The 19,972-nt window shown below is 70.1% G+C and carries 21 protein-coding genes; 6 read left to right on the forward strand and 15 right to left on the reverse strand.

Going from position 1 to position 19,972, the window contains the following annotated elements:
* Nucleotides 1–69: 69 nt before the first annotated feature.
* Complete coding sequence (locus FHX80_RS07130; RefSeq protein ID WP_024491652.1) at nt 70–1,452, reverse strand: glycine--tRNA ligase; 1,383 nt, start codon at nt 1,450–1,452, stop codon at nt 70–72.
* A 210-nt stretch (nt 1,453–1,662) separates the two neighbouring features.
* Between FHX80_RS07130 and FHX80_RS07135 the strand changes: the two genes are divergently transcribed.
* The 4 genes from FHX80_RS07135 to FHX80_RS07150 all read left to right on the forward strand — a co-directional run bounded on the left by FHX80_RS07135 (nt 1,663) and on the right by FHX80_RS07150 (nt 4,919).
* Nucleotides 1,663–2,616, forward strand: coding sequence for a metal ABC transporter substrate-binding protein (locus tag FHX80_RS07135; protein WP_145763423.1), 954 nt, complete (start codon nt 1,663–1,665; stop codon nt 2,614–2,616).
* A gap of 125 nt (nt 2,617–2,741) precedes the next feature.
* Entirely contained in the window at nt 2,742–3,524 is a 783-nt protein-coding gene (locus FHX80_RS07140; protein ID WP_145767124.1) for a metal ABC transporter ATP-binding protein, read from the forward strand.
* Between the two features lie 2 nt (nt 3,525–3,526).
* A complete protein-coding gene (locus FHX80_RS07145) occupies nt 3,527–4,420 on the forward strand; it encodes a metal ABC transporter permease (protein WP_145767125.1) in 894 nt (297 codons plus the stop codon).
* A 64-nt stretch (nt 4,421–4,484) separates the two neighbouring features.
* Nucleotides 4,485–4,919: a Fur family transcriptional regulator gene (locus tag FHX80_RS07150; protein ID WP_145763424.1), complete on the forward strand. Its 435-nt coding sequence runs from the start codon at nt 4,485–4,487 to the stop codon at nt 4,917–4,919.
* Between the two features lie 40 nt (nt 4,920–4,959).
* Here FHX80_RS07150 and FHX80_RS07155 read toward each other — a convergent pair whose 3' ends face one another.
* The 5 genes from FHX80_RS07155 to leuA form a co-directional block, all read right to left on the reverse strand.
* Nucleotides 4,960–5,778, reverse strand: coding sequence for an isoprenyl transferase (locus tag FHX80_RS07155; RefSeq protein ID WP_145763425.1), 819 nt, complete (start codon nt 5,776–5,778; stop codon nt 4,960–4,962).
* A gap of 35 nt (nt 5,779–5,813) precedes the next feature.
* Nucleotides 5,814–6,560, reverse strand: coding sequence for a DNA repair protein RecO (gene recO, locus FHX80_RS07160; protein WP_145763426.1), 747 nt, complete (start codon nt 6,558–6,560; stop codon nt 5,814–5,816).
* Between the two features lie 318 nt (nt 6,561–6,878).
* Nucleotides 6,879–7,631, reverse strand: coding sequence for a hypothetical protein (locus FHX80_RS07165; protein WP_145763427.1), 753 nt, complete (start codon nt 7,629–7,631; stop codon nt 6,879–6,881).
* A gap of 80 nt (nt 7,632–7,711) precedes the next feature.
* The gene (locus tag FHX80_RS07170; RefSeq protein WP_145763428.1) at nt 7,712–8,416 is read right to left on the reverse strand and encodes a TerB family tellurite resistance protein; all 705 of its coding nucleotides are present in this window, start codon (nt 8,414–8,416) and stop codon (nt 7,712–7,714) included.
* 180 nt (nt 8,417–8,596) lie between these two features.
* A complete protein-coding gene (leuA, locus tag FHX80_RS07175) occupies nt 8,597–10,393 on the reverse strand; it encodes a 2-isopropylmalate synthase (protein ID WP_145763429.1) in 1,797 nt (598 codons plus the stop codon).
* 324 nt (nt 10,394–10,717) lie between these two features.
* On the opposite strand from leuA, the gene FHX80_RS07180 reads away from it, so the two are divergent.
* Complete coding sequence (locus FHX80_RS07180) at nt 10,718–11,794, forward strand: M4 family metallopeptidase (RefSeq protein ID WP_145763430.1); 1,077 nt, start codon at nt 10,718–10,720, stop codon at nt 11,792–11,794.
* Between the two features lie 41 nt (nt 11,795–11,835).
* Nucleotides 11,836–12,102 (forward strand): protealysin inhibitor emfourin, encoded by a 267-nt coding sequence (locus FHX80_RS07185; protein ID WP_145763431.1) that lies wholly within the window; start codon nt 11,836–11,838, stop codon nt 12,100–12,102.
* Between the two features lie 190 nt (nt 12,103–12,292).
* On the opposite strand, the gene era is transcribed toward FHX80_RS07185, so the two are convergent.
* The 9 genes from era to ybeY form a co-directional block, all read right to left on the reverse strand.
* On the reverse strand, nt 12,293–13,267 hold the full coding sequence (gene era, locus FHX80_RS07190) for a GTPase Era (RefSeq protein WP_208764595.1): 975 nt from the start codon (nt 13,265–13,267) through the stop codon (nt 12,293–12,295).
* A 63-nt stretch (nt 13,268–13,330) separates the two neighbouring features.
* Nucleotides 13,331–14,275, reverse strand: coding sequence for a WxL protein peptidoglycan domain-containing protein (locus FHX80_RS07195; protein WP_145763433.1), 945 nt, complete (start codon nt 14,273–14,275; stop codon nt 13,331–13,333).
* 84 nt (nt 14,276–14,359) lie between these two features.
* The gene (locus tag FHX80_RS07200; RefSeq protein WP_208764596.1) at nt 14,360–15,727 is read right to left on the reverse strand and encodes a WxL domain-containing protein; all 1,368 of its coding nucleotides are present in this window, start codon (nt 15,725–15,727) and stop codon (nt 14,360–14,362) included.
* Nucleotides 15,728–15,909: 182 nt separating this feature from the next.
* A complete protein-coding gene (locus tag FHX80_RS07205; RefSeq protein WP_145767127.1) occupies nt 15,910–16,575 on the reverse strand; it encodes a DUF981 family protein in 666 nt (221 codons plus the stop codon).
* A 311-nt stretch (nt 16,576–16,886) separates the two neighbouring features.
* Nucleotides 16,887–17,240 (reverse strand): cytidine/deoxycytidylate deaminase family protein, encoded by a 354-nt coding sequence (locus FHX80_RS07210; protein ID WP_145763434.1) that lies wholly within the window; start codon nt 17,238–17,240, stop codon nt 16,887–16,889.
* 54 nt (nt 17,241–17,294) lie between these two features.
* Nucleotides 17,295–17,690 carry an MmyB family transcriptional regulator gene (locus FHX80_RS07215; RefSeq protein ID WP_425281676.1) on the reverse strand — a complete coding sequence of 132 codons (396 nt, stop codon included), beginning with the start codon at nt 17,688–17,690 and terminating at the stop codon, nt 17,295–17,297.
* Between the two features lie 134 nt (nt 17,691–17,824).
* Complete coding sequence (locus FHX80_RS07220) at nt 17,825–18,178, reverse strand: MmcQ/YjbR family DNA-binding protein (protein WP_145763435.1); 354 nt, start codon at nt 18,176–18,178, stop codon at nt 17,825–17,827.
* Nucleotides 18,175–19,467, reverse strand: coding sequence for a hemolysin family protein (locus tag FHX80_RS07225; protein WP_145763436.1), 1,293 nt, complete (start codon nt 19,465–19,467; stop codon nt 18,175–18,177). The genes FHX80_RS07220 and FHX80_RS07225 overlap by 4 nt, the downstream gene beginning before the upstream one ends.
* Nucleotides 19,464–19,961: an rRNA maturation RNase YbeY gene (gene ybeY, locus FHX80_RS07230; RefSeq protein WP_145763437.1), complete on the reverse strand. Its 498-nt coding sequence runs from the start codon at nt 19,959–19,961 to the stop codon at nt 19,464–19,466. The genes FHX80_RS07225 and ybeY overlap by 4 nt, the downstream gene beginning before the upstream one ends.
* Nucleotides 19,962–19,972: the final 11 nt, after the last annotated feature.

The following is a 19,972-nucleotide window of genomic DNA, read 5'->3' on the forward strand; positions in this document are numbered from 1 at the left end:
TGCCCAGTGTGCACGAAGCCCCCGGTCCCATACGGGGAACCGGGGGCTTCGTACAACGAATGGAACGGGTCAGCAGCCGAGCAGTCGGGCGCCGAGGTACGCCTGGATCTGGTCCAGCGAGACGCGCTCCTGCTTCATGGTGTCGCGCTCGCGCACCGTCACCGCGTTGTCGTCGAGGGTGTCGAAGTCGACGGTGACGCAGAACGGCGTACCGATCTCGTCCTGGCGACGGTAACGGCGGCCGATGGCACCCGCGTCGTCGAACTCGATGTTCCAGTTCTGCCGCAGGTCGGCCGCGAGGCCCTTGGCCTTCGGCGAGAGCTGCGGGTTGCGGGACAGCGGCAGGACCGCGACCTTGACCGGCGCCAGGCGCGGGTCGAGACGCATCACGGTGCGCTTCTCCATGACGCCCTTGGCGTTGGGCGCCTCGTCCTCGATGTAGGCGTCCAGCAGGAAGGCCAGGACCGAGCGGCCCACGCCCGCCGCCGGCTCGATGACGTAGGGGGTCCAGCGCTCGCCGGCCTCCTGGTCGAAGAAGGACAGGTCCGTACCGGAGGCCTTGGAGTGCGCCTTCAGGTCGTAGTCCGTGCGGTTGGCGACGCCCTCCAGCTCGCCCCACTCGCTGCCGCCGAAGCGGAAGCGGTACTCGATGTCAGCGGTGCGCTTGGAGTAGTGGGAGAGCTTCTCCGCCGGGTGCTCGAACCACCGCATGTTCTCCTCGCGCATGCCGAGGCCGGTGTACCAGTTCCAGCGCTGCTCCATCCAGTACTCCTGCCACTGCTCGTCCTCGCCCGGCTTGACGAAGAACTCCATCTCCATCTGCTCGAACTCGCGGGTGCGGAAGATGAAGTTGCCCGGAGTGATCTCGTTCCGGAAGGACTTGCCCATCTGCGCGATGCCGAACGGCGGCTTCTTGCGCGAGGTCTGCTGCACCTGGCCGAAGTTGGTGAAGATGCCCTGGGCGGTCTCGGGGCGCAGATAGGCGACCGAGCCGGAGTCCTGGGTCGGGCCGAGGTGCGTGGAGAGCAGGCCGGAGAACTGCTTGGGCTCGGTGAAGGTGCCCTTGTTGCCACAGTTGGGGCAGTTGAGGTCGGCGAGGCCGTTGACCGGCGGCTTGCCGTGCTTCTCCTCGTACGCCTCCTCCAGGTGGTCCGCGCGGTAGCGCTTGTGGCAGGAGGTGCACTCGGTCAGCGGGTCGGAGAACGTGGCCACGTGACCTGAGGCCACCCACACCTCGGGGGCCAGGATGACCGACGAGTCGAGCCCGACCACGTCCTCGCGCGAAGTGACCATGTAGCGCCACCACTGGCGCTTGAGGTTCTCCTTGAGCTCAACGCCCAGCGGTCCGTAGTCCCAGGCGGCGCGCTGACCACCGTAGATCTCGCTACAGGGGAAAACGAAGCCACGGCGCTTGCTCAGGCTGACGATGGAGTCGATCTTGTCGGCGGCCACGGTGCTCTCTTCATTACGACGACGAAATTGGACAGGGGCGGCGCGAAGCCCGCCTCGGTGGGGGGTGGCGGTCGGGAGACGGGCGAGCGAATACCTCAGATTACCGGCGGGCACGCCCCTTCGATCAAATCGGTATCGGGACAGCCGCTCCCGGAGGCATCTCATCAGCCTTGTTGACAATCGTTTCCACTTTTGTTGAAAATGACTGTCATGAACAAACGCCGCCTCATACCCACCGCAGCCGTCGCCGGAGCCGTCGTCCTGGGCCTCACCGCCCTCTCCGCCTGCTCGGCATCCGACGTCGCCGACCGCAAGAGCGGTGACAGGCTGAACGTGGTGGCGTCGTTCTACCCGATGCAGTTCCTGGCCGAGCGAATAGGCGGGAGCCATGTCTCCGTCTCCACGCTCACCAAGCCGGGTACGGAGCCGCACGACCTGGAGCTCAGCCCCCGACAGATCGGCGGGCTCAGCGACGCCGACTTCATCCTGTACCTCAAGGGCATCCAGCCCGCCGTGGACGACGCGATCAAGCTCTCCGAGTCGAAGCACACCGTCGACGCCGCACAGCTGACCACGTTGGAGGCCCACGGCACCGAGGCCGGCGGCGAGGAACACGGCCATGAACACGAGGGCGACGGGCCCGGCGCCGACCCGCACATCTGGCTCGACCCGGTGAAGTACGCCGAGGTCGCCAAGGGGGTGGGCAAGTCCCTGGAGAAGGCCGACCCGGATCACGCCACGGACTACCGCAAGAACACCGACGCCCTGGTCAACGAACTGGGCGCGCTCGACACCGCGTACAAGGAGGGGCTGCGGAACACCACCACCAGGACGTTCATCACCACCCACTCCGCCTTCGGATACCTGGCCGAGCGCTACGGCCTCACCCAGGAGGGCATCGCCGGCATCGACCCCGAGGCCGAGCCCAGCCCCGCGCGGATCAGCGCCCTGCACTCCATCGCGCAGAAGCGGAAGGTCACCACCGTCTTCTTCGAGACGCTCGCCAGCGACAAGACGGCGAAGACCGTCGCCCGGGACACCGGTCTGCGGACCGACGTGCTGGACCCGCTGGAGGGAATCACGGACAAGTCCAAGGGCGATGACTACATCGAGGTCATGAGGTCCAACCTCGCCGCGCTGCAGAAGGCACTCGGCGCGAAGTGAGCGACACGAGCAACACGAGCGGCGTGAGCGACCCGAGCGGCGTGAGCGACACGACCGCCCAGCCCGGCCCGACCGTCCAGCCCGGCCCGACCGGCCCGAACCCCGCAGCAGCACCGGAGGCGCTCATGCCCGAGCCCACGAGCCACACCCCCGAACCAGTGATCGTCCTGCGCGACGCCACGGCCACCCTCGGAGCACGCCCCGTGCTGCGCGGGGTCGACCTGACCGTGCACCGCGGCAAGGTCGTCGCGCTGCTCGGCGCCAACGGCTCCGGCAAGTCGACCGCCGTACGCTCCGCCATCGGCCAGGTCCCGCTCACCGGCGGCACCGTCGAGCTCTTCGGCACCCCGCTGCGCCGGTTCCGCGCGTGGGCGCGAGTGGGCTACGTGCCGCAGCGCACCACGGCGGCAGGCGGCGTACCGGCCACCATCCGCGAGGTCGTCTCCTCCGGGCGGCTGTCCCGGACCAGGCTGGGCCTGCCCCGCAAGGCCGACCGCGCCGCCGTCGACCGGGCCATCGAGCTCGTCGGTCTCGCCGACCGCGCCAGGGACTCGGTGAACGCACTCTCCGGCGGCCAGCACCAGCGCGTCCTGATCGCCCGCGCGCTCGCCGCCGAACCCGAACTGCTGATCATGGACGAGCCGATGGCCGGCGTCGACCTGGCCAGCCAGGAGATCCTCGCCGCGACCCTGCGCGAACAGGTGGCGGCCGGCACCACCGTGCTGCTCGTCCTGCACGAGCTGGGCCCGCTGGAGCCGCTGATCGACCGCGCGGTCGTACTGCGCGACGGCTGCGTGATGCACGACGGACCGCCCCCGAAGGCGCTGGGCCAGCACGCACTGCCCGGCCACGACCACGTACACCCCCACGCGGCTTCCGAGCCCGTCCGGACGGGACTGCTGAGCTGATGATGGAATTCCTCACCCCTCCCTTCATGCAGCGGGCGCTGATCGCCGCCGTGCTGGTCGGCGTCATCGCCCCCGCCGTCGGCATCTATCTGGTGCAGCGCCGGCAGGCCCTGATGGGCGACGGCATCGGCCATATCGCGATGACCGGCGTCGGCCTCGGCTTCCTGCTCTCCACCAGCCCGGTCTGGATGGCCACCGCCGTCGCCGTCGTGGGCGCGGTCGTCATGGAGCTGATCCGCTGGTACGGACGCACCCGCGGCGACATCGCGCTGGCGATGCTCTTCTACGGCGGCATGGCGGGTGGTGTCCTGCTGATCAACCTCTCCGACACCGGCTCCAACGCCAACCTCACCTCGTACCTCTTCGGCTCTCTCGCCACCGTCTCCTCCGAGGACATCACCGCGATCGGCCTGCTGGCGGCGTTCGTGCTGCTGGTGACGGTGGGGCTGCGGCGGCAGCTGTTCGCGGTCAGCCAGGACGAGGAGTTCGCCCGGGTCACCGGGCTGCCGGTGCGGGTGCTGAACCTGCTGATCGCGGTCACCGCGGCGGTCACCGTCACCGTGGCGATGCGGGTCGTCGGACTGCTGCTGGTCAGCGCCCTGATGGTGGTCCCGGTCGCCGCCGCGCAGCAGATCACCCGGTCCTTCAAGGTGACGTTCGTGCTGTCGGTCGCCGTCGGGGTCGCGGTGACCCTGGCCGGCACCGTGACCTCGTACTACCAGGACGTACCGCCCGGCGCGACGATCGTGCTGCTGGCCATCGGCGTCTTCGTCGCGCTGACGCTGCTCGCCGCCCCGCTGGCCAGAAGTCGCGCGCGCAGGAGCGAATCGGGATCGGACCGGTGCACCCTGGAGGTACCGGCAACCCGCCGGGCCGCGGACGATGTCCACGTCTGACCCCGTGGGCGGGCCGGGCTGGCACAATGGCCCGACAACGTACGGGCGACACGAGGAGGCTCCTGTGGCGACGGCGCCGATCAGTGGAACGAACGCGGCACCGGTACGCGGCCGCTCGACCCGGCAGCGGACGGCGGTGGCCGCCGCGCTCGACGAGGTGGACGAGTTCCGCAGCGCGCAGGAGCTGCACGACGTGCTCAGGCACCGCGGCGACTCGGTCGGGCTGACCACGGTCTACCGCACCCTGCAGTCCCTCGCGGACGCGGGCGAGGTCGACGTGCTGCGCACCACCGAGGGCGAGTCCGTCTACCGGCGGTGCTCGACCGGTGACCACCACCACCATCTGGTGTGCCGGATGTGCGGCAAGGCCGTCGAGGTCGAGGGCCCGGCGGTGGAGCAGTGGGCGGAGACGATCGCGGCGCAGCACGGCTTCGTGAACGTGGCGCACACGGTGGAGGTCTTCGGTACCTGCGCGGAGTGCGCGAGCGCGGAGAAGTGATCCGTGCCTGCGGGAGCGCCGCCCCCGCAGGCATCACTCCTCAGCTGCCGGATGCCTCGGCGTCCACCGCACCGCCGAAGCGCCGGTCGCGCTGGGCGAATTCCAGACAGGCCCGCCACAGGTCACGGCGGTCGAAGTCCGGCCACAGCACGTCCTGGAAGACCATCTCGGCGTACGCGCTCTGCCAGATCAGGTAGTTGGACGTGCGCTGCTCGCCGCTCGGGCGGACGAAGAGGTCGACGTCCGGCATATCCGGGTAGTAGGTGTACTTCGCGAAGGTCTTCTCGTTGACCTTCGCCGGGTCGAGCTTTCCGTCCGCGACATCCTGCGCGATCCGCTGCGCGGCGTCGGCGATCTCGGCCCTGCCGCCGTAGTTGACGCAGAAGTACAGCGTCATCCTGTCGTTGTCCTTGGTCTGCTCCTGGGCGACCTGGAGCTCCTGGACGACGGACTTCCACAGCTTCGGCATGCGGCCGACCCAGCGGATCCGGATGCCGAGCTCGTCCATCTCGTCACGGCGGCGGCGGATGACGTCCCGGTTGAAGTTCATCAGGAACTTCACCTCCTCCGGGGACCGCTTCCAGTTCTCGGTGGAGAAGGCGTACAGCGAGAGGTTCTTGACGCCCATCTCGATGCAGCCCTTGAGCACGTCCATGACGACGCCCTCGCCGACCTTGTGCCCCTCGGTGCGCGGCAGGCCGCGCTCCTTGGCCCAGCGGCCGTTGCCGTCCATCACCACGGCGACGTGCTTGGGCACCAGCTCACCGGGGATCTTCGGGGGCACGGCACCGGACGGGTGCGGCTCGGGGGTCTTGTAGTCGCGCCGGTTACGGCCGCCGAGAATCCCGCGTACTGCCATGAACTGTCTCGCTCCCTCTGCCTGATCTGCCTGTGTCAATTCTCTACGTACCGCAGTGAGCGCAGTCCGCGCTCCAGATGCCAGTGCAGATAGGCGGACACCAGCCCGCTCCCCTCCCTGACGTGACGCGCCTCGCACGCGTCCGCCGTCTCCCAGTCACCGGTGAGCAGTGCGCTCAGCAGGGTGACGGCCTCAGCCGAGGGTACGACGCTGCCGGGTACCCGGCAGTCGCCGCATATGACGCCGCCCGCCGCGACGGAGAAGAACCGGTTCGGTCCGGACATTCCACACCGGGCGCAGTCGTCGAAGCTGGGTGCGTAGCCGTTGACGGCGAGGGAACGCAGCAGGAAGGCGTCGAGGATGAGATTCGGCTCGTGCTCCCCGCGGGACAGCGTGCGCAGTCCGCCCACCAGCAGCAGGTACTGCTGGACCGCGGGCTCGCCCTCGTGGTCGGTGAACCGCTCGGCGGTCTCCAGCATCGCGGTGCCCGCGGTGTAGCGCCCGTAGTCGGTGACGATGCCGCCGCCGTAGGGGGCGATCGTCTCGCTCTGGGTGCAGAGCGGCAGACCCCGTCCGACCAGCTCGCTGCCGCGTGCGAAGAACTGCACGTCCACGTGGGAGAACGGCTCCAGCCGGGCCCCGAACTTCGACTTCGTGCGCCGTACCCCGCGCGCGACGGCCCGTACCCGGCCGTGGCCGCGGGTCAGGATCGTGATGATCCGGTCGGCCTCGCCCAGCTTCTGCGTGCGGAGCACCACGCCGTCGTCCCGGAACAAGCTCATGGCTCCATTGTCCGGTACGCGGGCAGCCCGCCGGGGCCGCCCCCGTGACCCGGTCCGCTCAGTCCCCGTCCGCTCCGCCGCCGGCGGCCGCGACCGGCCCGGATTCGTACGCGATGATCACCGACCGGGCGCGGGCTACGAGCGGCAGCAGTGCGCTCAGGACTCCGGATGAGCGCCGGCAGCACCGCCAGGAGCGCGCACGGCGCCCTCGCGGCGGCGATGGGTCCCATTCCATGACCGCCGGTGAGTTCGGCCGCCAGGAGGCGCAGGGGGCCCGTCGTGACGGGTCGCCGGGACGTGAGCCGCGTGACCGCCGGTTCAGTAGGGCCCGCCGTCCCAGCCGGGGTCCTCCCAGCGGTCGGCGCCGGGGAGGCCGAGCAGCCGTATCCGGTTGAGCAGCTCCGGCGGTGCGCCGTGGGCGCGGAGCCTGGTGGGTGCGTTGCGGACCAGCCAGGCGGTCAGCTCGGTGCGGATCTCCTCCTCGTTGTCCCAGCCGCTCCAGGGCAGTTGGTCGCCGATCAGCTCCCACTCCCACCGTTCGGCCAGGACGGCCAGGTGCGCGTCGGCCGGCGGCCCTGTCAGCGTCTCCCAGACGCCGAGCCAGGGGCCGACGGCCGCGGACGCCTCGGTGATCACGACGAGGACGTCATGGACGGGCACCGCGGGAGACGGGTCTGTGAGGGTGTCGGCCCACCAGGCGTGCAGGAACTCCCGGACCGCCCCGGCCTGCTCGGCGGGCCAGCACTGCCATCGGCCCCGGGCGAACGAGCGGCCCGCCTCCGCCTGCCAGGGGTCGACGGGACCGCCGACGAGGGTCCGGGCGAACTGAGGCAGGATCCGGCGCAGGACGGACGCGTGGTCGGTCCAGTCGGGGGCGTCCCAGGTGCGCCGCAGGAGGTCGGGGTCCAGCTCCGTGTCCGCCGTCTTGAGCAGCGCGAGCTCTTCGGCATCGCCCCAGTGGCACACGCAGTTGTGCTCGTCGGGCCGGGCGGTCAGACCGGCGAAGGTGAGGGCCAGGCGGTCCAGCGCGGCATGGAGGCGCAGTCGTTCGAGGGAGGGTTCGGCGCTCATCGTGGAGCTCGCAATCGGGGCTCCGGGAGCTCTCGCCGCCCGAAGGGAGCCAAGCTACCGGACCGCCCCGCCGGAAGGGCTCAGGAGGGCGTGCGCGCCGCTGCGGCGAGCAGCCGGACCGTGTCCTCGGCGCGGAGCTGGAGCGCCCCGCCGACCGTGGTCAGCACCTCGCGTTCGGCCTGGCTGTACGGGCCGTCGGCGAGCGCGATCCTGGCGCCCTGGAGCAGAATCGATTCGCGTCCGGCGGGGGCCAGATGCGGGGCCAGGGGCTCCAGCGCCTCGTGGAGCTCGATAGCGAGGGCCGCGCCGCAGGCCTCGGCGGCCGGGTCGAACGCGGAGCCGTGGCCGATGTCGACGGAGAGGACCTCGACGACGGTGGCCAGCTGTTCCTGCGTGCAGTCGTCGAACCCGGCGCCGCGCACGGTGGCGACCGCGGTCTCCAGGACGGTGCGGGAGGTGGCGCCGCCGGCCGCCAGGACGCCGAGCGCCACGGTGTGGACGGCGTCCTTGAGCATCGCGGAGAACCGGGTGGTGGTGGGGTGGTCGAGCGTGTCGGGGTCGAAGTGGTGGTGGCACGCGGCGCATTCGACGACCGGTCCCACGGTGCCGCGCCGCAGCAGCGGTACGCCGAGGACGGCGAACCGGCGACGTCCGTTGAGGCGGCGGTAATTGCGGTCGCCCCCGCAGCCGGGGCAGAAGAACTCGCCGTCACCGACGGTGTCCCACATGGTGCGGATGCCGCAGATACGCAGCTTTGTTGCGCGTTGTCCCAGGGCTGACCGCACGTCGCACACCTCCGTAACGCTCCGGCAACATTGCCGTGTTGACGTGATGTTAACCACATCCTCGATCCGGCGTCAGCACCTCACCCGTCACAACCGTCCGGAGATGGCCGAACCCCGCCCCCCGGGTGCGGGTGGGCGGGGTCACGGACCGTCCTGCTTCATGCCCTTTCGGGCACGGGATCAGCGGGTGGCGCGGTTGACGGCCGAGACGACCGCCTTCAGCGAGGCCCGCGTGGTGTTGGCGTCGATGCCGATGCCCCACAGGACCTTTCCGTCGATGGCGCACTCGATGTACGAGGCGGCCTGGGCGCTCGCACCCTCGCTCATCGTGTGCTCGGTGTAGTCCAGCAGCCTGGCGTCGATGCCGATGGCCTGCAGCGCTTCGAAGAACGCCGAGATGGGACCGTTGCCGGTGCCGGTGAGCACGGTGTCCGTGCCGTCCACGGTCGCCTCGACGGTGATCGTGTCCTGGCCGTCGGTTCCGGTGACGGTCTGGCCGGAGCGGATCTGCACGCGACCCCACTGAGCCGCGGCGCTCCCGGGGCTCGGCAGGTACTCGTCCTGGAACGTCGTCCAGATCTGCGCCGGCGTGACCTCGCCGCCCTCGGCGTCGGTCTTGGCCTGAATGATCCGGGAGTACTCGATCTGCATCCGGCGCGGCAGGTCCAGCTTGTGGTCGTTCTTCAGGACGTACGCGATTCCGCCCTTGCCGGACTGCGAGTTGACTCGGATGACCGCCTCGTAGCTGCGGCCGACGTCCTTCGGGTCGATCGGCAGGTAGGGCACCGCCCACTCGATGTCGTCCACCGTCTTGCCCTGGGCGGCCGCGTCGGCCTCCATGGCGTCGAAGCCCTTCTTGATGGCGTCCTGGTGGGAGCCGGAGAAGGCGGTGTAGACCAGGTCGCCCGCGTAGGGGTGGCGCGGGTGGACCTCCATCTGGTTGCAGTACTCGCTGGTGCGGCGGATCTCGTCGATCTGCGAGAAGTCGATCTGCGGGTCGACGCCCTGCGAGAAGAGGTTCATGCCCAGCGTCACCAGGTCGACGTTGCCGGTGCGCTCGCCCTGGCCGAACAGACAGCCCTCGATCCGGTCGGCGCCGGCCATCAGGGCCAGTTCGGCGGCGGCGACGGCGGTGCCGCGGTCGTTGTGCGGGTGGACGGACAGGCAGACGAACTCGCGGCGCGACAGGTTGCGCGACATCCACTCGAACCGGTCGGCGTGCGTGGACGGCGTCGAACGCTCCACGGTGGCGGGCAGGTTGAGGATGATCTCGCGGCCCTCCTCGGGCTGCCAGACGTCACATACCGCCTCGCAGACCTCCAGGGCGAAGTCCAGCTCGGTGTCGGTGAAGATCTCCGGGCTGTACTGGTAGCCGAAGATCGTCTCCTCGCCCAGGATCTTCTCGGCGTACTCCATGACCAGCCGGGTGCCGTCCACGGCGATCTGCTTGACCTGCTCCTTGGAGCCGCGGAAGACCACACGGCGGAAGGTGGGGGCGGTCGCGTTGTACAGGTGGACGGTGGCGCGGTGGGCCCCGACCAGTGATTCGACGGTGCGCTCGATCAGCTCCTCGCGGGCCTGCGTCAGGACGGAGATCGTCACGTCCTCGGGGATCGCGCCCTCTTCGATGATCGAGCGGACGAAAGCGAAGTCGGTCTCGCCGGAGGACGGGAAGCCGACCTCGATCTCCTTGTAGCCCATGCGCACCAGCAGGTCGAACATCTCGCGCTTGCGGGCCGGCGACATCGGGTCGATCAGGGCCTGGTTCCCGTCGCGCAGGTCCGTGGAGAGCCAGCGGGGTGCGACCGTGATCCGCTGGTCCGGCCAGGTGCGGTCGGGGATCTCGACGGCCTCGTACCGGCCGTACTTCCCGATCGGCATCCCGGACGGCTTCTGCAGTGCCGTGGCGTTGGTGATCGGCGTGGGGCGGCCGACGGAGTTCTCGGCGGCGGTCTGCGCGGGATTCACTGCGGTCATGACGTGGGGCTCCTCGGGTCCGGCAAGGAAAGGGGTCCCCCTGCTCCTCAAGAGCTCGGGGGAGGCCGACCGTGTCGCTGCAACACCAGACTCCGCGGGGAGGGGGTCGGCCTACGACTACAGGCCCTCGCCGCGGCAGCTAAGAAGAAGCAGCCCGAAACGCATGATGCGAAGACCCTAGCCGAGCAGCACCCGAGACGTCGGTGCCGTATCAGTATGCGGGACCGAGCGCCGGTAACGGGTGAACAGTGACCGATCACTCTATTTCGTCAATCCTGGTGGCAACCAGTGACATGACGATCACGCGCTGCCACAGTCGGGTGCATGCAGCCTTCAACGCAGCACGGGTTCCACCCGGTCTTCTGCACCATCGTGCCGCCCCACGTCCTCGACAAGCTGTCGCAGTCCGACGACCCCGCCCTGGCGGGCCCGGCCCGCCGCACCCTGGAGTCGGACGCCGCCCGGCGCACCCGCCGCCAGGTGATGACCCCCGTCCCGACGCCCGTCGCCCCCGCACCCGAGGACGACCGTTCCGGCAAGCCCGACCGCACCCTCTACGACTGCCGCCACCGCACCGCCCTGCCCGGCACCAAGGTCCGCGCCGAGGGCCAGGACCCCACGGGCGACGCCAGCGTCAACCGCGCGTACGCGGGCTTCGGAGCCACCTTCGAACTGCTGCTCAAGGCCTATGGGCGACGTTCGATCGACGGCAACGGGCTGCCGCTGATCGGCTCCGTGCACTACGACAAGAAGTACAACAACGCCTTCTTCGACGGCGAACAGATGGTGTTCGGCGACGGGGACGGGGAGATCTTCCTGGACTTCACCGTCGCCATCGACGTCATCGCCCACGAGCTGGCGCACGGCCTGACCCAGTACACGGCCAATCTGAGCTACTACGGCCAGTCCGGCGCGCTCAACGAGTCGGTCTCGGACGTCTTCGGCTCCCTGGTCAAGCAGTACTCGCTGGGCCAGACCGCCGAGCAGGCCGACTGGCTGATCGGCGCGGGGCTGCTGGCGCCCCGGGTCCAGGGGGTGGCGCTGCGCTCGATGAAGGCGCCCGGCACCGCGTACGACGACGATGTGCTCGGCAAGGACCCGCAGCCCGCGTCCATGGACGACTACATCCGCACCCGCGACGACAACGGCGGGGTGCACCTCAACTCGGGCATCCCGAACCGCGCGTTCTACCTGCTGGCGACCGCGCTCGGCGGCAGTTCCTGGGAGCGGGCCGGACAGCTCTGGTTCGATGTGCTCACAGGTGGTGAACTGGCGGTGGACGCGGACTTCGCGGACTTCGCCCGGCTGACCGTCGCGGCGGCACGCGGCCGCTTCGGCGCGGGCGACGAGGTGGAGGCGGTCCTCAAGGCCTGGTCGGAGGTGGGCGTACCGGCCGCGTAGACGACACACGACAGAGCCCGTCCGTAGGGGAAGGACACCGTATGCGGATCCAGGTGAGCAGGACCGGCGGTTTCACCGGCATCGCACGCCACCGCGAGATCGACACCTCCGGGCGGGCCGACGCCCACGAATGGGAGACCCTGGCCGAATCTGCGCTCACCGGTGGCCGGGACACCCCGCCTGACGGTGTTCCGGACGGCTTCCGCTACCGGATCACGGTCGGCGACCGGACCGTGCACTGCGCGGACCCGCGGCTGACCGACGCCCAGCGCGCACTGGTCTCACGCGTCCTGAAGGAGGGCGCGTGAGACCGGCGCGGCACCTGCCGGGGCTCAGAGCCTGTCGGGTGACCTCTGACCGGGCGGCCACGCCCTGGCAGGCACGCTTCCCGCGTCGCCGAAATACCCTCGTAGCTCCGCTACGAGGACCTTCCGGCGCCTTGGAATCGCATGCACCGGACCGCGTCCGCTTTCCAGTCGAAGGTCACCCGACGGACTCTCAGAACCCCAGTTTGCGCAGCTGCTTGGGGTCCCGCTGCCAGTCCTTGGCGACCTTCACGTGCAGGTCCAGGAAGACCGGCGTACCGAGCAGCGCCTCGATGTGCTTGCGCGACTTCGTGCCGACGTCCTTGAGCCGCTTGCCCTTCGGGCCGATGATGATGCCCTTCTGGCTGGGCCGCTCGATGTAGACGTTGGCGTGGATGTCGAGCAGCGGCTTGTCCGCCGGACGGTCCTCGCGCGGCAGCATCTCCTCGACGACGACCGCGATGGAGTGCGGCAGCTCGTCCCGTACGCCTTCGAGTGCGGCCTCGCGGATCAGCTCCGCGACCATGACCATCTCGGGTTCGTCGGTGAGGTCGCCCTCCGGGTAGAGCGGCGGGCTCTCGGGGAGCAGCGGGGCGATCAGGTCGGCCAGCAGGCCGACCTGGTCGTCCTTGACGGCCGAGACCGGGATGATCTCCGCCCACTCGAAGCCGAGCTCCTCGCCGAGGCGGGAGACGGCCAGCAGCTGTTCGGCGAGCTGCTTGGACTCGACCAGGTCGGACTTGGTGATGATCGCGATCTTGGGCGTCTTCTTGATGCCCGCGAGTTCCTTGACGATGTACTTGTCGCCGGGGCCGAGCTTCTGGTCGGCGGGCAGGCAGAAACCGATGACGTCGACCTCGGCCCAGGTGGTGCGTACGACGTCGTTGAGACGCTCGCCCAGCAGGGTGCGCGGCTTGTGGAGGCCGGGGGTGTCGACCAGGATCAGCTGCGCGTCCGGCCGGTGCACGATGCCGCGGACCGTGTGCCGGGTGGTCTGTGGCCGGTTGGACGTGATCGCCACCTTCTGGCCGACCAGAGCGTTCGTAAGGGTGGACTTGCCCGCGTTGGGACGGCCCACGAAGCAGGCGAAACCGGCCCGGTGAGGGGCGGTGTTCTCAGCCTGCTGCGCAGCAGCTTCTGGGTTAGGTCGAGCGCTCATGGCGCCCATTGTCCCCGATCCCGGCGGCACTGCCGCACCAAGGCGGCCGGCGGGGCCGCCGGGCCCCTCGTCTCAGGCCGTGCGGTGACGGCTCCGACGTGCCCGAATCCACACCCCCGCACCCCCGGCAAGAATCACCAGCAGCACCCCGGCGACCAGCCAGGGCAGCGCGAAGTACCCGGCGGCGGCGGACTCGCGGGTGTCGCGGGCGCTGGCGGTCAGCTTGATCTCGCCCCACTCCAGCTGCGGCGCGCCCTTCCACTCCTCGGTGAGCCGGACCTCCTGGCGTGGCAGCAGCTCGGACGGGATGCGCTTCAGGTCGCGGGCGAGCAGGGTGCGGCCGAAGAGCCCCTCGGCCTTGAGCGCGACCTTGGGGCTGAGGGTTACGTTGCCGCGGTTGCGGAGCGTGTACGAGATGACGGCCCGGGACGTGCCGGTGCCCGGGACCAGTGGCTGGGTGTGCTCGACCTTGACGTCGTCGACGGAGAGCGCGGGCATCGTCGGACCGTTGACCCGCAGATAGATCCGGGCACCGACCGCCTTCTGGATGCCGACGGCCACGGCGCCCGCGTCGGCGGGGTCGATGCGCTCGTCCAGGGCGACGAGAGCGCCGGGGTGATCGCCCGGTTCGGCACCCTCGGGGACCTTGATCGTGACGGGCACGGTGACCGAGCCGTGCGGCTTCACGGTGACCCGGTCGCGGTCGGTCCTCGCCCAGGCGCCGACGGAGCGCTGCTTCTCGTTCTGGGCGCGGACCGCGAATCCGCCGTCGCGTTCGGTGTTGTACGCGTCGGCCGCGTACAGCCGGAAGGTCAGCGGCTCGGCGGTCTTGTTCTTGACGGTGACCTTGTCGGTGAGGGTGGCTCCGGGGTCGGCCGAGAGGTAGAAGTACGGCCGGGTGCCGGTGGCGGTGGTGGCCGGGAAGACCGACCAGCTGCCGTTGTCGGCGGCTTCGGCCACGGGGGCGCCGAGCAGGAGCAGGGCGCCGGTCAGAAGGAGTACGGACAGCTTGCGCACGGTGCAGGCCCCCAGGGTGCACGCGATGGTGAGGTGGGCCGGCCGGGTGCGCGCCCGGCCCACCGGTCGGTCAGCGGTTCCGGCTCACGTCAGGGTGAGCGTGAGCACGCCGGAGTACGCGCCGGTGGCGGAGTACGCCGGCACGTCCAGGGACAGCTGTGCGTCGACGGTGAACTCACCGCCGGTGAAGGCACCGTTCGGCGTGGAGGCCAGCGTGGCCCCCGCGCTGCCGACCGAGCCCTCGGAGCCCGCCGCGCAGGTGCTCGGGCTGCCGGCCTTCGCCGCGCAGGCCGGGCTCCAGCCGAGCGCGGAGGCGCCGATCGTCGCACCGGCCGGACCCTTGAAGTCGGTGACCTTGCCGGTCAGCGACCAGCCCGCGGGGCCACCGCGGAAGTCCTTGACCGTCACGGTCCGCAGGGCGCCGGTGGATGCGCCGCCCTTCCCGAAGTCGACCGCCGACAGTTCGACGGAGTCCCCGGCCTGTGACATGGAGAGCGTGCCCGCCTTGACGGACGAGGTCAGCTTCTGGCTCCCGTCCGGTGTCTCGCCGCCACCACCGGTGACGGTGTAGGTCTGGGGGCCCGCACCCTTGGCGGCGTCCCAGCCGGCGCCCTCGTAGGCGACGATGCCGGTGGTCGCCGGGTCGTTGACGGTCAGCTGTCCGCTGAAGGCGCCCGAGCCGTCCGCGGTGACCGTCGCCGTGTCGCCGGTCGGGGCGTTCCCGGCCCGGCCGGCGAGGGTGACGGCCGCGCCCGCGGTGAACTTCGACCCGGTGACGGTGACCTGGTCACCGGCCGCGCCGGAGGCCGAACCGAGATGGATGGCACGCTCGTTGACCTGGCCGCCGCCGTCCGACGCGATGATCGTCTGGGAGACGGGCGCGGGCGGATCGATGACCGTGCAGGGCGTGTCCAGCTCCATGATGTAGCTGGTGTGGATGTTGTAGTCGCTGGGCGAGAGGGTGATCTTGCCGGGCGCGGTGACCGTGAACGTTCCGGTCATGGAGAACGACGGGAACGCTCCCTTGGGGGGGACTGGATCGTTCTTCTTCGGGCCCGACACCGTGACGTCGGTGGACTGCGCACCGGCGACGGTGACCTTGCCGGTCGGCGTCATGATGTCGGCGGGCAGCGCCAGATCGACCGGGTTGCTCGCGGCCGCCTTGACGACGGTGTACGTCACCGTGACCGTTTCGCCGACCTTGGGGGCCGCGTTGTCGACGGTGATCTGTGCCGACGTCGTCCCGTCGATCGGCGGAATCCCGGCGATCGCGGGCGGGATGCAGTGGGTCGGGAAGTCCACCGCCACGGACGCCGCGGCCATGGCCTGGGCGGGCCCGGCGAGCAGTCCTCCCCCGGTGACGACGAGCGCCCCCACACCCAGCGCCGCAGCCCAGCGGCGGCTTCGGCGCCGCGTTCCCGGGTGGTCGGATCTTCGAATGGCTGGACTCATGGAGCCCCCTCCTGCGAATCGCGGCGCAGCGGCTCTTCCGCGCCGGCAGGGGGCCATTGATGACTCCGGCCGAAAAGAAGTCAATGGGATCGAAACACACCGACTGATGGGCCATCAGTTGCTGTCAAGATCCATGTTTCGCGCGTCGTGTGCGAACGCCCCGGGGGGGGCGGGCTGCGTCGTCACATCGTGTTGACGATCAGTCCGATGTGGGTGAAGTAGTTCAGGGCTCCGAACAACAGAAACGCCAGCCCCCCAAGGGTCCAGCAGACTCCGACGACCCACGCGACGGCGCCTCCGCGGCGCCGCAGCACCAACGGGAAGAGAATCGCCCCCACTCCCACCAGTACGTAGAGCATGGACATGAAGCTGGCCTCCAGGAGCGGGTGGTCAGCGAACTCGCCCGAGATGGGCTCCTCCGGCGGCGCCGCGAACAGGGTGTACTTCCAGCCCGCCGCGGCGATCGCGAGACAGGCAAGACCCAGTCCGAAAACCAGAAGGGAGACGGGGCCCGACAGGACAGCGACGGTGCGCGGGCGGTCGCCGGAAGCTTCGAGCGCGGCGCCGCGCTTCCACAGGTAGAGCGAAGCGGCCAGAAGCAGGACCCCGAAGGCGAGCGACGGCTCACCGAAGATCACGTTGTCGAACGGGAACCCCTGTCCGGCCAGCGGCCAGGTGAGGGTCATGTGCAGTCCGGTCGCGAACAGGATCAGCCCCAGGACCCCGAAGGCCAGTGCCCAGCTGTCGGGCACCACGCTCTTCCCGGTGAGGATCTGGTATCCGAGGGCGACGACGAGCAGCAGTCCGACACCCGCTGCGAGAGACATGATGGTGTTGTAGGTGGGCATCCGGGTCCAGTCGATCTTCAGACCGCTGTGCGCTGCTGCAAGGAGATTCTCCACGCTCCGAGGAAAGCCGGGAGCGCGCGCGAAAGGCCCGCTCCGATGCTCTGGGCCGTGCGAGTCCCTCCGGTTGGAGCAATGCCGCGGCCGGTGGCGCCGGGGCCGGCCGGCTGGACACCTGGCTCACCGCCACCCCCGACACGCGCCTCACCCTTCGCGGCGTTCCGCCCCGCCGGACAACTCCGGCGAGGCGGAACGGCCGACAGGACCGGGTAGGAGGGGGCGCGCTCACACGCGATGTGGCGTTCCTGCGGAGGTCAGCCCGCCGTCACGCTGAGCCGCAGCACCCCGTCCGGGCCGGCGAGCAGCACGGGCGTGTCGGCTCCCCCCAGGTCCCGTACCGCGGCAAGGTCCTCGTCCGAGGGTGCCTGCGCCTCGGACACGACGGCGGCCGCCTCCAGCGAGGTGGCGCCGCTCGCGACAGCCATGGCGACGGCCGTCCGGAGCGCGCTGAGCCGCAGCGACTCCAGCTGCACCGTGCCCGCCACATACGTACGTCCGGTCTCGTCCCGCACGGCCGCGCCCTCCGGCACACCGTTGCGTGCGCGGGCGCTGCGCGCCAGCGTGACGATCTTGCGGTCCTCGGCGCCGAGGTCGGTGCTCTCAGTCATGTGCCGAGCATACGAAGCGTGCGGACGGGCACGGCACGCGGGCGTCCGGCCCACTCACCCCCGGACCTGACGCATCGAGCCCCGCCGCCCCTCCGGCGAGGCCAGCCAGCGGAGCTTCTCCTCCGTACCGCTGTCCGGCCAGGGGTTGTGCAGCACGATCGCCAGGTCCGGGCGGGCCGGGATGCGCAGCTGGGTGGCCTCCACGATCAGCGTGCCCACCGCCGAGTGGGTCAGCTCCTTGCGCATCTGGCCGCAGGGCGCGACGTCCCGCCGCTCCCAGAGCTCGGCGAACTCGGGGCTGCGCTCCTTGGCCTCGGCCACGATCGCCCGGAAGCCGTCGTCGTCGGGGCATTCGGAGCAGGCGGCCCGGAACTGGGCGACGACCCGGGCCGCGGTCTCCTGCCAGTCCTGCTCCCGGCCGCGGTGCACCGGTCTTCGGGGCTTACACACCGGCCGCCACCGAGGCGACGCCCTGCGCCCCGAAGACCGGTCGCCGCGGGAGTGGTGGCGGCGGGGCTGCGGCAGAAGTGAGCGCCTCCGGCGATGAGGAGCGGGGCTCGGGAGGCAGCTCCGGGAGGCAGCTCCTACCCCCGGTCCAGCCGCAACCGCTCCGCCCGCGGCAGCCCCGCCACCACCAGGTCGTAACTGTCCTCGATCAGCTCACGCACTCGTGCGTCCGGGAGCCCGGAGACGGTCACCGTGTTCCAGTGCCGCTTGTTCATGTGCCACCCCGGCGCCACGGCCTCGTGCTCCTCCCGGAGCCGCACCGCCTCGTCGGGGTCGCACTTGAGGTTCACCTTCAGCGGCCGCGCGTCCAGGGAGCTCAGCGCGAACATCTTGCCGAGCACCTTGAAGACGGACGCCTCCGGCCCGAACGGGAACTCCTCGGCGCTCGCGTTGAACCGCAGGCAGAACGCCCTCAGTTCCTTCGGAGTCATGCCGCCGCCTCCTCGTGCGGAGCCAGCGGCTCCACCAGCACCGTGACGATCTTGTTCCGGCGGCCCGCCGGGGACTCCGCGGTCAGCCGCAGCCGTCGCCCGTCGGGGAGTTCCACCTCCGAGGAGGCGCCGGCGATCGGGACCCGTCCCAGCGCCTTCGCGAGCAGCCCGCCGACCGTCTCCACGTCCTCGTCGTCGTACTCGTCGAGGCCGAACAGATCGCCGAGGTCCCCGATATCGAGGCGCGCGGTGACCCGGAAGCAGCCGTTCTCCAACTGCTGGACCGGAGGGAGCTCGCGGTCGTACTCGTCGGTGATCTCGCCGACGATCTCCTCCAGGATGTCCTCGATGGTGACGATGCCCGCCGTACCGCCGTACTCGTCGATGACGACCGCGACGTGGTTGCGGTCCTGCTGCATCTCGCGCAGCAGATCACCGGCGTTCTTCGTGTCGGGCACGAACACCGCGGGACGCATCGCGGTGGAGACCAGATCGGCCTCCGACTCCCGGTTGATGTGCGTCTTGCGGACCAGGTCCTTCAGATAGACGATCCCGACGATGTCGTCCTCGTTCTCCCCGGTGACCGGGATCCGCGAGAAGCCGGAGCGCAGTGCGAGGGTGAGCGCCTGCCGGATCGTCTTGTAGCGCTCGATGCAGACGAGGTCGGTGCGCGGCACCATCACCTCGCGCACGAGGGTGTCGCCGAGCTCGAAGACGGAGTGCACCATGCGGCGCTCCTCGTCCTCGATCAGCGACTCCTGCTCGGCGAGGTCGACCATCGCCCGCAGTTCGGCCTCACTGGCGAACGGTCCCTTGCGAAACCCCTTGCCCGGCGTCAGCGCGTTGCCGATGAGGATCAGCAGCTGCGGGACCGGTCCCATGATCCTGGCCAGCGGCAGCAGGACGTACGCCGACGCCGTGGCCGTGTTCAGCGGGTGCTGGCGGCCGATGGTGCGCGGCGAGACCCCGATGGCGACATAGGAGACGAGGACCATCACACCCATGGAGACGGCCAGCGCCTCCCACGTCTCGGGAAGTTCCATCAGACAGGCGTACGTGACCAGCACCCCGGCCGACATCTCGCAGGCGACCCGCACCAGCAGGGCGACATTGAGATAGCGCGTCGGATCGGCCGCGACCTGTTCCAGCTTGTCGCTGCCGCGACGGCCCGAGCGGACCGCCTCGGCGGCCCGGAAGCTCGACGTACGCGCGATACCGGCCTCGGCGCAGGCCGCCAGCCAGCCGACGACGACCAGCAGGACGACCCCGAGAACGAGAGGAAGACTCACGAGACGGTGGGGGCGGGCGACGGACCGGTCATACCGCGCTCACCGCGCCAGCCGTCCACGATCGCCGCCTGGAGGCCGAACATCTCGGCCTTCTCGTCCGGCTCCTCGTGGTCGTAGCCGAGCAGGTGCAGCACCCCGTGGACGGTGAGGAGCTGGAGCTCCTCGTCCATGGAGTGCTGCGTGTCGGCGTCCTCGCCCTGCTTCTTCGCGACCTCCGGGCAGAGCACGATGTCACCGAGGAGCCCCTGCGGGGGCTCCTCGTCGTCCTTGGCCGGCGGACGCAGTTCGTCCATCGGGAAGGACATGACGTCCGTCGGACCCGTCAGGTCCATCCACTGGATGTGGAGCTGTTCCATGGCGTCGGTGTCCACCACGATCACCGAGAGCTCGGAGAGCGGGTGGATCCGCATCCGGGCGAGTGCGTAGCGGGCGATGTCGAGGATCGCCTGCTCGTCGACCTCGGTTCCGGACTCGTTGTTGACGTCGATCGACATGGTGCGCTGCG

Source organism: Streptomyces brevispora (assembly GCF_007829885.1).
Taxonomy (GTDB): domain Bacteria; phylum Actinomycetota; class Actinomycetes; order Streptomycetales; family Streptomycetaceae; genus Streptomyces; species Streptomyces brevispora.